The 13,738-nt window shown below is 52.0% G+C and carries 13 protein-coding genes; 4 read left to right on the top strand and 9 right to left on the bottom strand.

Translation table 11 applies throughout. The features are described from left to right. Window positions 1-6: 6 nt before the first annotated feature. Both zapD and coaE read right to left on the bottom strand, forming a co-directional pair. Window positions 7-750 carry a cell division protein ZapD gene (zapD, locus tag O6D90_RS19400; protein ID WP_016151705.1) on the bottom strand — a complete coding sequence of 248 codons (744 nt, stop codon included), beginning with the start codon at window positions 748-750 and terminating at the stop codon, window positions 7-9. Further along, window positions 750-1,370, bottom strand: a complete 621-nt coding sequence (gene coaE / locus O6D90_RS19395; protein WP_016155692.1) for a dephospho-CoA kinase — start codon at window positions 1,368-1,370, stop codon at window positions 750-752. The genes zapD and coaE overlap by 1 nt, the downstream gene beginning before the upstream one ends. Before the next feature lie 225 nt (window positions 1,371-1,595). Between coaE and O6D90_RS19390 the strand changes: the two genes are divergently transcribed. Then, window positions 1,596-2,639 carry a GMP reductase gene (locus O6D90_RS19390; protein WP_003829510.1) on the top strand — a complete coding sequence of 348 codons (1,044 nt, stop codon included), beginning with the start codon at window positions 1,596-1,598 and terminating at the stop codon, window positions 2,637-2,639. Between the two features lie 55 nt (window positions 2,640-2,694). Here O6D90_RS19390 and hofC read toward each other — a convergent pair whose 3' ends face one another. The 4 genes from hofC to nadC form a co-directional block, all read right to left on the bottom strand. After that, window positions 2,695-3,897, bottom strand: a complete 1,203-nt coding sequence (hofC, locus tag O6D90_RS19385) for a protein transport protein HofC (RefSeq protein ID WP_016155693.1) — start codon at window positions 3,895-3,897, stop codon at window positions 2,695-2,697. Then, window positions 3,887-5,272 carry a type II secretion system protein GspE gene (gspE, locus tag O6D90_RS19380; protein ID WP_016155694.1) on the bottom strand — a complete coding sequence of 462 codons (1,386 nt, stop codon included), beginning with the start codon at window positions 5,270-5,272 and terminating at the stop codon, window positions 3,887-3,889. The genes hofC and gspE overlap by 11 nt, the downstream gene beginning before the upstream one ends. Window positions 5,273-5,281: 9 nt before the next feature. Next, the gene (ppdD, locus tag O6D90_RS19375; protein WP_016155695.1) at window positions 5,282-5,719 is read right to left on the bottom strand and encodes a prepilin peptidase-dependent pilin; all 438 of its coding nucleotides are present in this window, start codon (window positions 5,717-5,719) and stop codon (window positions 5,282-5,284) included. Window positions 5,720-5,963: 244 nt separating this feature from the next. Next, window positions 5,964-6,857, bottom strand: coding sequence for a carboxylating nicotinate-nucleotide diphosphorylase (gene nadC, locus O6D90_RS19370; RefSeq protein ID WP_016155696.1), 894 nt, complete (start codon window positions 6,855-6,857; stop codon window positions 5,964-5,966). A gap of 87 nt (window positions 6,858-6,944) precedes the next feature. Between nadC and ampD the strand changes: the two genes are divergently transcribed. Together ampD and ampE are read left to right on the top strand one after the other, a co-directional pair. Continuing rightward, the gene (gene ampD, locus O6D90_RS19365) at window positions 6,945-7,508 is read left to right on the top strand and encodes a 1,6-anhydro-N-acetylmuramyl-L-alanine amidase AmpD (protein ID WP_271143190.1); all 564 of its coding nucleotides are present in this window, start codon (window positions 6,945-6,947) and stop codon (window positions 7,506-7,508) included. After that, window positions 7,505-8,359 carry a beta-lactamase regulator AmpE gene (gene ampE, locus O6D90_RS19360; protein ID WP_016155697.1) on the top strand — a complete coding sequence of 285 codons (855 nt, stop codon included), beginning with the start codon at window positions 7,505-7,507 and terminating at the stop codon, window positions 8,357-8,359. The genes ampD and ampE overlap by 4 nt, the downstream gene beginning before the upstream one ends. An 84-nt stretch (window positions 8,360-8,443) precedes the next feature. On the opposite strand, the gene O6D90_RS19355 is transcribed toward ampE, so the two are convergent. The 3 genes from O6D90_RS19355 to aroP all read right to left on the bottom strand — a co-directional run bounded on the left by O6D90_RS19355 (window position 8,444) and on the right by aroP (window position 12,331). Further along, a complete protein-coding gene (locus O6D90_RS19355; protein ID WP_016155698.1) occupies window positions 8,444-9,394 on the bottom strand; it encodes a glycoside hydrolase family 43 protein in 951 nt (316 codons plus the stop codon). Beyond that, entirely contained in the window at window positions 9,394-10,800 is a 1,407-nt protein-coding gene (locus tag O6D90_RS19350; protein WP_016151715.1) for a glycoside-pentoside-hexuronide (GPH):cation symporter, read from the bottom strand. Before O6D90_RS19350 ends, O6D90_RS19355 begins: the two co-directional genes overlap by 1 nt. A gap of 157 nt (window positions 10,801-10,957) precedes the next feature. Further along, the gene (gene aroP / locus O6D90_RS19345) at window positions 10,958-12,331 is read right to left on the bottom strand and encodes an aromatic amino acid transporter AroP (protein WP_271143189.1); all 1,374 of its coding nucleotides are present in this window, start codon (window positions 12,329-12,331) and stop codon (window positions 10,958-10,960) included. A 564-nt stretch (window positions 12,332-12,895) separates the two neighbouring features. Here aroP and pdhR point away from each other — a divergent pair. Then, the gene (gene pdhR, locus O6D90_RS19340) at window positions 12,896-13,660 is read left to right on the top strand and encodes a pyruvate dehydrogenase complex transcriptional repressor PdhR (protein WP_003018699.1); all 765 of its coding nucleotides are present in this window, start codon (window positions 12,896-12,898) and stop codon (window positions 13,658-13,660) included. Window positions 13,661-13,738 lie beyond the last annotated feature (78 nt).

The raw sequence follows: 13,738 nt of genomic DNA, 5'->3' as shown, positions 1-13,738 counted from the left end.
GACTCCTTAACAGCACGCCAGATCAAAATCGAGACGCTCAGGCACCTGGCCATTCTCGCTATCCAGCGGCATAAAGCGAATAGCAAAGCGGCTCTTATGACCAGAAATTTGCGGATAAAGCTGCGAATCAAGCGGCAGCTGCAAGCGAAGCAGATCGGCATCTTCGCCGTTGTCCTGATAAAAACCATTCAAGCTGGTTTGTTTACGGAATGGCGCAGAGTTGCGAATTAAATCCAGCACCAGCGACAGTGCCTGATTGAGCGGATTCAGACTTGCAAGCCAGGTTTCAACCTGCGCGTCGCGATGCGACTGCGGTAGATGTAACCAAATATGCAGGGTCGGCAGATCGAAACTGCAGCATCCGCCAGGAATGCTTAAACGCTGACGTACAAGGCCAATCAGACGATCTTCGCGCAGCGTCTGTCCAATGCGCGGAGCCGAAATCAGAATGCTGCCCGCACTTTTTAACTGCTGGCGCAATGCGTCGATCCTGTTTTGATCGACGCCGGGAACTTCAACCCAGGCCTGGAGTTTACGCTGTTGTCTTTCCAGCTCTTTGAGGAGTTCGGTACGGACTTCGCCGCGTTCAAATACATCCAGTAAGTCTCCGATGTTGCGGAAAAAATGCAGTGCGCCTGCATGGTCCGCTATGGGTACATTAACGGAGAGCTGTTGGATTAAAAACTCAATGCGCAGCCATGTACGCATCTTCTCATTGAGAGGGTGTTCAAAAAGGACCTGGGTGTGCATTACGGTTTTTCCTGTGAGACAAACTGCAACGCGCATTGCAAATAGAGCGCGTGCAGGCGGGCGACATCCGAGGCGATGGCCTCCGGTGCGCCATTATTATCAATAACATCGTCTGCCACGGCCAGACGCGCTTCGCGCGTTGCCTGGGCAGCAAGAATTTGTTCAACATGCTCACGCGTGACGTCATCGCGCTGCATAGTGCGTCTGAGCTGTGTCTCGGGGGTAACATCCACCACGAGTACGCGGTTGGCTTTTTTATACAGCGAATTTTCCACCAGCAAAGGTACAACCCACAACAGATAAGGGGAGGTTGCTTGCTGAAACTGGCGCTGCGTTTCCTGCTGAATAAGCGGATGGAGCAAGGCATTCAGCCAGCTTTTCTCCTCAGGACTGGAAAAAATGCGTTCGCGTAAAATGCGTCGCTGCAACGATCCGTCGGCAGCTATAACTTCGGTACCAAAATGTTCTTCGATCGCCTTTAGGGCTGGGGTACCGGGTTCAACCACCTGGCGCGCAATAATATCTGCATCAATGACGTTTATTCCGAGGTCAGCGAACGCATTTGCAACGGTACTTTTACCACTGCCAATGCCGCCAGTTAAGGCTACCGTATACCTCATAGATACAGATCCTGGAGTTTAAGTTTGATTATCAAACAGTTAAAAGTTACGCGTGAGACGGCGAGGTTGCTGCAGGATTAACCTACTATTCGCCAGGTAAATTTATGGGATTGTAGCGTAAAAAAAGAGAATTTCGCAGTCTTGCGCGGCATTGATTAGTGCGTATGATAGCGTCACTGGAGTTGTGAGTTTCGATTTTTCGCCATTAACCCCAGGAATCCGCACATGCGTATCGAAGAAGATCTGAAGTTAGGTTTCAAAGACGTTCTTATCCGCCCTAAGCGTTCTACTCTCAAAAGCCGTTCCGATGTTGAGCTGGAACGTCAATTTACCTTTAAGCACTCAGGTCAGACCTGGTCCGGCGTACCGATTATTGCCGCGAACATGGACACTGTCGGGACGTTTGCCATGGCAACGGCGCTGGCATCCTTCGACATCCTGACTGCGGTACACAAACACTATTCTGTTGAAGACTGGGCTGCTTTCATCGCAGAGAGCTCTGCTGATGTGCTCAAACATGTAATGGTTTCAACCGGTACCTCTGATGCCGATTTCGAAAAAACCAAACAGATTCTGGCGCTCAACCCGGCGCTGAACTTTATCTGCATTGATGTGGCAAATGGCTACTCAGAGCATTTTGTTCAGTTTGTGTCGAAAGCGCGTGAAGCATGGCCGACAAAAACAATTTGTGCGGGCAATGTGGTTACTGGAGAAATGTGTGAAGAGCTGGTACTTTCCGGCGCGGACATTGTTAAAGTCGGCATTGGCCCGGGTTCTGTATGTACAACACGTGTAAAAACCGGCGTTGGCTACCCACAGCTTTCTGCGGTTATTGAATGTGCCGATGCAGCTCACGGTCTGGGCGGCATGATTGTCAGTGACGGCGGCTGCACAATGCCGGGTGACGTGGCAAAAGCGTTCGGCGGTGGCGCGGACTTCGTTATGCTCGGCGGTATGTTGGCCGGTCATGAAGAAAGCGGCGGCAAAATTGTTGAAGAGAACGGTGAGAAATTCATGCTGTTCTACGGCATGAGCTCTGAATCAGCCATGACGCGTCACGTTGGTGGTGTTGCACAATACCGCGCCGCGGAAGGTAAAACCGTTAAGTTGCCTCTGCGTGGCCCGGTTGATAACACTGCACGCGATATCCTTGGCGGCCTGCGTTCTGCCTGTACCTATGTCGGTGCATCTCGCCTGAAAGAACTGACCAAACGTACAACGTTTATTCGTGTACAGGAACAAGAAAACCGAGTTTTCAATAGCCTGTAAGAACAGGTTGTACTATGACATGCCGGATAAGCAGTGCGCCATCCGGCATTTGAATTTATCCCACCCCGCTCATCGCATCTCCTAAATGAAAAATCGGCAAATACATCGCAACGACCAGCGTACCGATTATCAGCCCCGTAATGACCAGTAACGCAGGCTCGAGTAGCGCAGCCAGATTCTCTGCCTGAGACAATGTTTTCTCGCCGTGGTGATGGGCGAGATTACGCAGCATTGTATCCAGCGAGCCGGAAGCCTCACCTGTTCTGACCAACTGTATGCACAATGGGCTGAATTCACCGCAATTTTTTAGCGCTAACCAGACCGGTTTTCCGGCGCTGATGTCGTGATGTACCTGCGCTAAGCGTTGCGACCAGAAAGGGTTGGCCAGCGTTTCAGTGACGCTCTCAAGACCTTGCAGAAAAGGAATACCTGCATTTTGCGTTAACGCCAGAACAGTGAAGATCTGCGTGAGTTTTTGCCCTCTCACCATCGGCCCTATGACCGGGAAGCCGAGCAGCAATTTCTGGCGCAGAGTGAGCCAGTATGGCTGCTGCTTCATCAGGTGATATGCTGCAACCGCTATCAGGATGAATGCTCCCGCCAGCCATCCCCATTGGCTGCTAAAATGCGCGATGGCGATAATCCACTGAGTGAGTACTGGTAGCGGGGTGTTAAACGTCTGGTAAATGGCGGCAAACTCAGGGAGTACAAACTGCAGCATCGCGAATACTACCATCACCGCCATCGTGATGATGAAAATCGGATAGCGTAGGGCTTTTTTAACTTTATCCGCCAGTTGCTGTTGATTCTTCTGCTGGCGGGCGAGTTCAAAGCAGCAGTCGTCCAGCTTACCCGTAAGCTCTCCGGTACGGATCATTGCCTGATAAAGAGGCGGAAAAACGTGTTGCCACTGAGATAGCGATGTGGAGAGAGAAATACCCTGTTCCATATCGTGAGCCAGCGTACGCAGTAGCGCTTGCCATTGGCTGCTGGGATGCTGTTCAGCCAGCAAAGCTAAACTTGCCGAGAGTGTTAGCCCTGCTTTCAGCAACGTCGCCAGTTGATGTATGGTTTCAGCGCTTTTTTCACGGCTCCAGTGTGAGGCTTTGACACGCATACGATTAATGCGCAGCGGCGTGATATGCCGTTGCTCGAGAGCAAGCATCAATGAGGGGCGGGTATCGGCCCAAAGTACGCCTTCCAGTGGATTACCTTCGTTGCTAATACCCTGCCAGCGCCAAAGCAGTTTAGCTGACATGGGGCATGCCCAGTACGCGTACCAACTCTTCAAATGTTGTTAACCCTTGTTCGACGGCCTTGCAACCATTTTCGAAAAGCGTGCTCATCCCCAGTTGCTGAGCATTCGATTCCACTCCGTCTACGGACGTACCGTTGGCGATGCTCTGGCGCAATGCAGGTGTAACGGGGAGAACTTCAAACAATGCCGTACGGCCATAAAATCCGTGATAGCAATGTTGGCAGCCCGGAGCCTGCCAACGAGGCAGTGGCGTAGGCCAGATCGCTTCCGGGAGCATGATCGGCGTTTCCAGACATTGTCGGCAATGGGGACACAATTTTCTCACCAACCGCTGCGCAATAACGAGCGTCAGCGCGGAGGCGATCATCCAGCGTGCAACCCCCATTTGCTGCAAGCGTATTAGTGTTTCTGTGGTGGAATTGGTATGCAGTGTTGATAGAACCAGATGACCGGTTTGTGCGGCTTTAAGGGCTATTTCAGCCGTTTCGCCATCACGGATTTCACCCACCATGATAATGTCGGGATCCTGGCGCAGCAGCGCGCGCAATACTCCCTGAAAAGTGAGACCGGCACGTGGATGAATTTGTGTTTGGTTAAGACCTGCGATCGGGATCTCTACTGGATCTTCCACGCTACAGAGGTTAACGTCCGGAGTGTTTCGGGTCTGCAGCGCACTGTACAGCGTGACCGTTTTACCGCTTCCGGTTGGTCCGGTGACCAGAATCAGCCCCTGAGGCTGCTGCAACGCTTGTGAAAATGCTGCCAGCTGCGCGTCCTGCATTCCCAGCGCGGTGATTTCCAGCGCTTGATCGACCTGATGCAGTAGCCGTAGCACCACTTTTTCGCCAAAGCGACAGGGCAAGGTGGCGATGCGAAACGAGACCGGCTCTCCTGAAATTTCAACGGTAAATTGGCCGTCTTGCGCAAGTCGGTGCTCGGCAATATCCAGACTGCCTAAAACTTTTAGTCTGGCAGTGATGGCGATACCCATCTCGGTCGTGACGTCCGGTAAAGCATGCAGTACGCCATCCACACGTAATCTGATTCGATAGTGATTTTCCGCTGGTTCAAAATGAATATCAGAAGCCCGTTGCACCAGCGCGGATTGAAACGTCTGATTCAGCAAATCTGCTGCGCTGGCGCTGCTTTTCGTGACCACTGCCGGGAGCATTTTCTGTGGCGTATGCGTGTGGCCTTCCATTTGTTGACGCGTCCAGCAGACGATGTCGATACGTCGGGTGGTGGCAAAATGCAGTGCGTCCAGCAATTCGTGGGACGGAGCGTCCACGACGGCGATGTGCACCACTTCATTGTCTGCATCCAGTAATATTCCCTGATGACGTTGGCACAGCGCCGTAAGTTGGGTGGTATTCATCTCTTTTCCTTAATTGATATCGAAACGGAAAACGTCTTCACAGGCCTGTTGCAATGCGCTGTCATTCTGGATAACGCAGTTACGGCTCCAGCCGGTAATACCGTTGGCATTGTCCCAACCCGGCGTCATGGTGATGCTTAACCCGTTCAGGCTTTCTTGTCCGCTGAGGCTGACCACCCCTTTTTCAACGCTCATGGCTGAGACATAACGGGTGGTGGCTGGAGAAGGGATGCCATTCGTTCCGGCATCACAGATTGTTGTTCCGCCATGCTCCAGCGCACAGAGCTCAACCGCCGTGCGATAGGGAACAAAGGTTTGCAGCATGTCTGTTAACGCGGCTTTGCGCAGATAGTTTTGATAAGCCGGAATACCGATGGCGCTAAGGATGGCAATAATGCCAATGACCACCATGAGTTCGATAAGTGTGAAGCCTCGTTGCTTGTCCATCGTTCGCTCCTTGAGTTAGCTGGCGCTACTTTGGCAAACGCTCGGGGTCACGGCGAGAGGCAAAAAACAGAACGGGAAGGCGGGTTCCGAGGATTTTTATGAAATTACAGAGTCAGACAACGTATTTGCGAAGAGGCTCGAAAAAACAGCCGTATGGCGGCGTAAACGCTTTATCCGGCCGATAGAAAAAACCGGCGTGATGGGCCCGATAAGTGAATGTACTATCGGGCTAAACCATCAGTAATTAGCGAAAACGCATAGAGAGATCGAGCGCGCGAACATGCTTGGTCAGCGCGCCAACAGAGATGAAATCCACGCCGGTTTCGGCAAATTCGCGCAGAGTGTCATGAGTGACGTTACCCGACACTTCCAGACGCGCCTGGCCGTTGGTGCGTTTTACCGCTTCCCGCATTTGGTCTGTTTCGAAGTTATCGAGCATGATGATGTCGGCCCCTGCTTTCAGCGCGTCGTCCAGTTCATCCAGGCTTTCTACTTCGACTTCAACCGGCACATCCGGGTGCAGCCAGAAGGCTTTTTCAACGGCCTGACGTACCGAACCTGAAGCAATAATGTGGTTTTCTTTAATCAGGAAAGCGTCAGAAAGGCCCAGACGATGATTCGCGCCGCCGCCGCATAATACGGCGTATTTCAGCGCGGTACGCAGCCCCGGCAGAGTTTTACGTGTATCCAGCAGTTGGGTTTTTGTTCCCGCCAGCAGGTCGACATATTTACGCACCTCGCTCGCCACACCCGAAAGCGTCTGTACAAAATTAAGCGCGGTACGTTCGCCGGTTAGCAGCACGCGGGAAGGGCCGTCCAGTTCAAATAGCGGCTGATTGGCCTTAATGCTGTCGCCATCTTCGACATGCCAGGTGATGTTGACATCATCGCCAGCCAGTTGAATAAAGACCTCTTCCACCCAACGTTTTCCACAAAAAACGCCATCTTCGCGGGTGATCACGGTGGCGTGGGAGCGCATCTCCGCGGGTAAAAGCTGTGCGGTGATATCGTTATTGGCATCAACTTCTCCGCCTAAATCTTCACGCAGCGCCTGAGCTACAGCGGCAGGGATATCCAGATTTATGCGTTCCAACAGCGCGTCACGTCGGTAGTCAGGGTTATAGCGGCGAGGCGGCATGATAAAACTCCAAATTGCTAACGAATCATAAGGTGGAAACATGCTACCCTGAACCTGATATGAGCACCACCAATAAGGAGATTCTGCATGTTGTTAGACGAGGGCTGGCTGGCAGAGGCGCGACGCGTTCCCTCTCCTCATTACGATTGCCGCCCGGATGACGAAAACCCTTCTCTGCTGGTGGTGCATAATATCAGCCTGCCGCCCGGCGAGTTTGGCGGCCCGTGGATCGATGCGCTGTTTACGGGCACGATTGATCCCAATGCCCATCCTTATTTTGCCGGGATCGCCCATTTGCGCGTTTCGGCACATTGTTTAATTCGCCGTGACGGTGAAATCGTGCAGTATGTCCCCTTTGATAAACGCGCCTGGCATGCTGGCGTGTCGAACTATCAAGGCCGCGAACGCTGTAATGATTTCTCAATTGGTATTGAGCTGGAAGGGACGGATACGCTGGCTTATACCGATACGCAGTATCAGCAACTGGCAGCCGTGACGAATGCCCTGATTACGCGTTATCCGGCCATTGCCAACAACATGACAGGACATTGCAATATTGCGCCCGAGCGTAAGACCGATCCCGGGCCCTCTTTTGACTGGGCAAGGTTTCGCGCCCTGGTCACCCCCTCGTCGCACAAGGAGATGACATGACGCTGTTTACAACATTACTGGTGTTGATTGTTGAACGCCTGTTTAAGCTGGGTGAGCACTGGCAGCTTGATCACCGGGTTGAAGCTTTTTTCCGCCGGGTGAAGCATTTTTCGATGATGCGTACGGTAGGCATGGCCCTTATTGCGATGGGGGTGACGTTCCTGTTGCTGCGCGCACTTCAAGGCCTGTTGTTTAACGTGCCTTTGCTGGTGGCGTGGATCTTAATTGGTTTGCTGTGCATCGGCGCTGGCAAGACGCGTCTTCATTATCATGCCTATCTGAACGCGGCTGCTCGCGATGACGCTCACGCCCGTGAAGCGATGGCCAGCGAGCTGACCCTGATTCATGGGATTCCGCCTGAGTGCGATGAGCGTGAGTTCTTGCGCGAACTGCAGAACGCGCTGTTATGGAACAACTTTCGCTTTTATCTGGCGCCGTTATTCTGGCTGATTGTCGGTGGCCCGTGGGGACCGGTGACGCTGGTGGGTTATGCCTTTCTACGTGCCTGGCAGTCCTGGCTGGCGCGCTATCAGACGCCACACCAGCGTTTGCAATCAGGTATCGATGCGATCCTGCATGTGCTGGATTGGATCCCGGTGCGCCTGGCGGGTGTCGTCTATGCGCTGCTGGGGCACGGCGAGAAGGCGTTGCCTGCCTGGTTTGCGTCGCTGGCGGATCTGCATACTTCGCAATATCAGGTGCTTACTCGCCTTGCGCAGTTTTCTTTAGCGCGTGAACCACATACCGATAAAGTCGCAACGCCAAAAGCCGCGGTTTCGATGGCGAAGAAGACCTCGTTTGTGGTGGTGGTGGTCATTGCCGTGTTGACCATTTATGGAACATTAATTTAAGCCATTATTATTGGTGGATGGCGCTGCGCTTATCCGTCGAGGAAAAAAATTGGCCCGGTCGCTTTGTGCTTGCGGGCCAATCTTTCATAGCGTATCAGCAGGCGGGATGCCAAAATCTGGCATCCCGTTTTCGTTCCAGCGCACCAGCTTCAGACGAGTGTGGCGGTTTGGATCGTATAGCGGGTCGCCCTCGATTTCAGTGTAATTTCTCGCGTGGTACACCAGCACATCTTCACCTTCCGGCGTTTGCGTAAAGCTGTTGTGCCCCGGCCCGTATTGGCGGTTTTCGTAGCTGGTGGTAAAGACCGGGCGCGGCGATTTGTGCCAGTTCTGCGGGTTGAGCGGATCGGCATTGAGATCAATCCACAATAATCCCATACAGTAGTTCTCATCGGTGGCGCTGGCGGAATAGCTGATAAACAGCTTGTCGCCGTGAACCATGACGGCCGGGCCTTCGTTGACCCAAAAACCCCGGCATTCCCAGTCATACTCTGGATGACTGAGCATTACCGGCTCGCTTTTAATCGTCCATGGATTTTCCAGTTCGGCGAGATAGATATTGGAGTTTCCGGCGATATCGGGGGATTTCTGCGCCCACAGATACCACTGTTTTCCCTGATGGTTAAAGGTGGTGGCATCGAGCGCGAAGGTATCAAACTGCGTTTTAATCTGCCCTTTCTCTGTCCATTGGCCGGTCAGCGGATCGGCGTCTGCACATTCGAGCGCAAACATACGGTGCTGGAACATCCCCAGCTTGTCTAGCGCCTGTGTGTGGGCGGCGGCAAAATAGATGTACCACTTGCCTGCCAGACGATGGATCTCAGGTGCCCAGATCAGCTGGCTCATGGGGCCGTTTTCTGGTTTGCGCCAGACGACAACCGGGATAGCGGTGCGTAACCCTTCCAGCGAGTCCGCCCGGCGGATCTCCAGACGATCGTATTCGGGCACTGAAGCAATGAAATAGTAGTGGCTACCGTCACGTAAAATAAACGGGTCGGCACGCTGTTCAATAAAGGGGTTTGGCCACTGATTCATTAGGCTTTCCTTACGTTTTCAGTCGTTTTTATATCGTGGTACTCATTCAGTTCACGGTAGTTGGCGCGGCGCTTTTCTAAATCTGTCTGGATTTGTTGCATAAACTCGCGGTCAACTTTCAGCAGACGAACTACGCCTGCGGTAATCAGGTAGCCTACACCCGGTATGATGGTAAACAGCAGCATAATACCGTTAATGGCGGAGTCGCTTTGCGCTTTCGCCCCTGCGTCGTAGCCGTACCAGGAGAGCAGGAAACCAACCATCGCTCCGGCAATCGCCAGGCCCAGTTTCAGGAAGAACAGGTTGCCGGAGAAGCTGATTCCGGTGATACGTTTACCGGTTTTCCACTCGCCGTAGTCATCGACATCTGCCATCAGCGACCAGTGCAGTGGGGATGGGATCTGATGCAGAATGTTGAGCAGGAAGTAAAGCACCATAATCATCATGGTGGCTTTAGGATCGAAGAAGTAAAACGCGCCGGAGAAAATCGCCAGGATGATATTGGTCCAGAAGAAGACTTTCAGTTTGCACCAGCGATCGGTTAACACCTTCGCCAGCATGCTGCCGATCATCATGCCCACAACGCCAAGGCTGATAAACAGCGTTGCGAACTGCGTGCTTTGCTGCATAACCCAGGTTACGTAGTACATGGTGGCAGCCATGCGAATAAAGCCCGGACAGACGTTGCACAGGGTTAACAGCAGGATTTTTACCCACTGATCGTTCTTCCATACGTCTTTCAGGTCGGCTTTTAAATCGTCGTTAGTCGGGACGGCAGGACGTACGCGCTCACGGACGGTTGCAAAGCAAAACAGGAACATACACATGCCGATGAAGGCCAGCACTGCCATCGCCATCTGATAGCCTTTAGCTTTATCTTCCCCGCCAAACCAGTCCGCCATTGGCAGCAAGGTGAGGGAGAGCAGCAGGGTTGCAATTCCTACCAACACAAAGCGATATGACTGGCAGGCGACACGTTCCTTTGGATCGTTAGTGATGACGCTGCCGAGCGAGCAGTAAGGGATATTGATCGCCGTATAGGTGATAGAGAGCAGGAAGTAGGTGACGAACGCATAGATTACTTTGCTGTTATATGTCCACTCAGGGGTGGTAAACATGAGTACGCTAAATAATGCGTATGGGAAAGCCATCCACAAAAGCCATGGACGAAATCGACCATATTTGCTGCGGGTGCGGTCGGCCATCGCGCCCATAATAGGGTCGGTAACGGCATCTATAACGCGTACTGAGAGCAGTAACACGCCGACCAGGGCCGGTGCCAGGCCAAAAATATCTGTGTAAAAATAGTTAACAAACAACATGATGGCGCCAAAGATGATGTTGCATCCGGCGTCGCCCATTCCATAGCCGATCTTTTCTTTCACCGTGAGCTTACTGGTTTCCATCAACTGCACTCCATTAATAAGATATGGAGATAATTATTGTCTGGCAGAGGTGTTTTTGCGTTGCAGGATAACGCCAGTGATATGGACGAAACAGTCGTGAGTGGGAAAGTGTGAGGCAGGTAACAACCCCCACCTGAGGCAGGTGGGGGAGGGAGAATTAATGTGCTTTAGCTACTTTGGCGGTTTTCTGTTTGCACAAATAGCCGATGCCAAGAATGGCAATCCATACCGGGATTAAGTACACCGAAATTGCCATGCCCGGCGTCATCAGCATAATCACCAGCACTGCAGCCATGAAAATCAGACATACCCAGTTACCAAGCGGATAGAGCAGCGCCGGGAAACGGGTGGTAACGCCTTGCTGCTGTTTGGCTTTGCGGAACTTCATGTGCGCCAGGCTAATCATTGCCCAGTTGATCACCAGTGCGGAAACCACCAGCGCCATCAGCAGGCCAAAGGCGGATTCCGGTGCCAGATAGTTGATCAGTACACACAGAGCCGTAACCAGCGCGGAGACCAGAATGGTGTTCACCGGTACGCCGCGTTTGTCGACGTTCATTAGCGCTTTTGGCGCGTTACCCTGCTGTGCCAGACCGAACAGCATACGGCTGTTGCAGTATACGCAGCTGTTATAGACAGAAAGGGCAGCGGTCAGCACTACGATGTTCAGTGCATTGGCAACAAAGGTGTCGCCCAGCTCGTGGAAAATAAGGACAAACGGGCTGGTATCAGCCGTGACGCGCGTCCACGGCATCAGGGAAAGCAGAACAGCCAGCGAACCTACATAGAAAATGAGGATACGGTAGATAACCTGGTTGGTTGCTTTGGGAATGCTTTGCTCCGGGTTATCGGCTTCTGCTGCGGTGATCCCGACCAGCTCCAGCCCACCAAAAGAGAATATAATAATAGCCATCATCATCACCAGACCGGTGAAGCCGTGCGGCAGGAAGCCACCCTGACTCCACAGGTTACTGACGCTGGCCTGCGGGCCGCCGTTGCCGCTAAACAGCAACCAGCCGCCGAACAGAATCATCGCAACCACGGCAATGACTTTGATAATGGCGAACCAGAACTCCATTTCCCCAAACACTTTCACGTTGGTCAGGTTGATGGCGTTGATCAGCACGAAGAAGGCTGCAGCAGAAACCCAGGTGGGGATATCCGGATACCAGAACTGGATGTATTTACCTACGGCAGTCAGTTCAGCCATGGCAACCAGGACGTACAGTACCCAATAGTTCCAGCCAGAAGAGAAACCCGCGAAACCGCCCCAGTATTTATAAGCAAAGTGGCTAAAGGAGCCTGCAACCGGCTCTTCAACTACCATTTCACCTAATTGACGCATAATCAAAAAGGCGATAAAGCCGGCAATTGCGTAACCCAGAATAATACCCGGTCCTGCAGACTGGATAACGGATGCGCTACCGAGGAATAACCCGGTACCAATCGCGCCACCCAGCGCGATTAGCTGTATATGGCGGTTCTTAAGACCGCGCTTGAGCTGATCGCCATGCTGTTGACTTTCCATCATTAAACCTCGTGTGTGGTTTTACTCTTCATATTTCGAGTACTTATTTTTTGAACTACGCAGCAATGCGTGTGTAAGTTTGCAATTCCGTTTGTTGTATTTATTTGTTTACAGATGCTTTATATAAAATGTTGCCTCAATGCTTTTGTCTTGATCAGAATAATGATATGCGAGCGCGAATGCACCTGCTTTATGCGGGCAAGATGACGAGTTGAATAAAAAGAAACCATTTGTAAATGCGAGTTTATCTACCACAAAATTTCCATTTTGAATTTTTATTCACTAATTGTGGCTAATGTGTCGATAAATAATCAGGTGAATCGGTTCAGATGAGATATTTTTTCGTTTCAATTCCGTTAAAACTACCCCGTGGTGGGTAAATTTAACATTTGTGCATAGTTACATGTTTGAAACGTTATTTCTGTAATGTTGTTAAAATATGCCCCCTTTACTGATTTCAATCAAAACCTGTATGGACAGAAGGTGAATACTTTGTTACTTTAGCGTCAAGAACATGAAATTGGTAAGACCAATTGACTCCGGGCAAATGGCTTAAGACAGGAAATCATGGCCTACAGCAAAATCCGCCAACCAAAACTCTCCGATGTGATTGAGCAGCAGCTGGAGTTTTTAATTCTTGAGGGGACACTTCGCCCCGGAGAAAAACTCCCACCGGAACGCGAGCTGGCAAAACAGTTCGACGTCTCCCGCCCCTCCTTACGCGAGGCGATCCAACGCCTTGAAGCGAAGGGGTTACTGCTTCGTCGTCAGGGCGGTGGCACTTTTGTTCAGAGCAGCCTGTGGCAGAGCTTTAGCGACCCACTGGTAGAGCTGCTCTCCGACCATCCTGAATCCCAGTTTGACCTGCTTGAGACGCGCCATGCGCTGGAAGGTATTGCAGCCTATTACGCTGCACTGCGCAGCACGGATGAAGACAAAACGCGTATCCGTGAACTCCACCATGCGATCGAGCTTGCTCAACAGTCCGGCGATCTTGACGGCGAATCTGACGCGGTACTCCAGTATCAAATTGCTGTCACCGAAGCGGCACATAATGTGGTGCTGCTCCATTTGCTAAGGTGTATGGAGCCGATGCTGGCCCAGAACGTTCGGCAAAACTTCGAATTGCTGTATGCGCGTCGCGAGATGCTGCCGCTGGTGAGCAGTCACCGTACCCGCATCTTTGAAGCAATTATCGCCGGGAAGCCTGAAGAAGCGCGTGAAGCGTCTCACCGTCACCTGGCGTTTATCGAAGAGATTCTGCTGGACAGGAGCCGTGAGGAAAGCCGTCGTGAACGCGCCTTACGCCGTCTGGAGCAACGAAAGAATTAGTGATTTTTCTGGCAGAACGTTAACCAGAAGATGTTGTAAATCAAGCGCTATCGAAAGGCGCGGCAACTAAACGCAGAA

The organism is Citrobacter sp. 21OH12SH02A-Citro (assembly GCF_027919895.1).
In the GTDB taxonomy this organism is placed as follows: Bacteria; Pseudomonadota; Gammaproteobacteria; order Enterobacterales; family Enterobacteriaceae; genus Citrobacter; species Citrobacter braakii.
This window is presented reverse-complemented; position numbering and strand designations above follow the sequence as displayed.

Coding starts and splice junctions, on each gene's coding strand:
- zapD (WP_016151705.1), bottom strand. CDS start 750: ATGCACACCCAGGTCCTTTTTGAACACCCTCTCAATGAGAAGATGCGT.
- coaE (WP_016155692.1), bottom strand. CDS start 1,370: ATGAGGTATACGGTAGCCTTAACTGGCGGCATTGGCAGTGGTAAAAGT.
- O6D90_RS19390 (WP_003829510.1), top strand. CDS start 1,596: ATGCGTATCGAAGAAGATCTGAAGTTAGGTTTCAAAGACGTTCTTATC.
- hofC (WP_016155693.1), bottom strand. CDS start 3,897: ATGTCAGCTAAACTGCTTTGGCGCTGGCAGGGTATTAGCAACGAAGGT.
- gspE (WP_016155694.1), bottom strand. CDS start 5,272: ATGAATACCACCCAACTTACGGCGCTGTGCCAACGTCATCAGGGAATA.
- ppdD (WP_016155695.1), bottom strand. CDS start 5,719: ATGGACAAGCAACGAGGCTTCACACTTATCGAACTCATGGTGGTCATT.
- nadC (WP_016155696.1), bottom strand. CDS start 6,857: ATGCCGCCTCGCCGCTATAACCCTGACTACCGACGTGACGCGCTGTTG.
- ampD (WP_271143190.1), top strand. CDS start 6,945: ATGTTGTTAGACGAGGGCTGGCTGGCAGAGGCGCGACGCGTTCCCTCT.
- ampE (WP_016155697.1), top strand. CDS start 7,505: ATGACGCTGTTTACAACATTACTGGTGTTGATTGTTGAACGCCTGTTT.
- O6D90_RS19355 (WP_016155698.1), bottom strand. CDS start 9,394: ATGAATCAGTGGCCAAACCCCTTTATTGAACAGCGTGCCGACCCGTTT.
- O6D90_RS19350 (WP_016151715.1), bottom strand. CDS start 10,800: ATGGAAACCAGTAAGCTCACGGTGAAAGAAAAGATCGGCTATGGAATG.
- aroP (WP_271143189.1), bottom strand. CDS start 12,331: ATGATGGAAAGTCAACAGCATGGCGATCAGCTCAAGCGCGGTCTTAAG.
- pdhR (WP_003018699.1), top strand. CDS start 12,896: ATGGCCTACAGCAAAATCCGCCAACCAAAACTCTCCGATGTGATTGAG.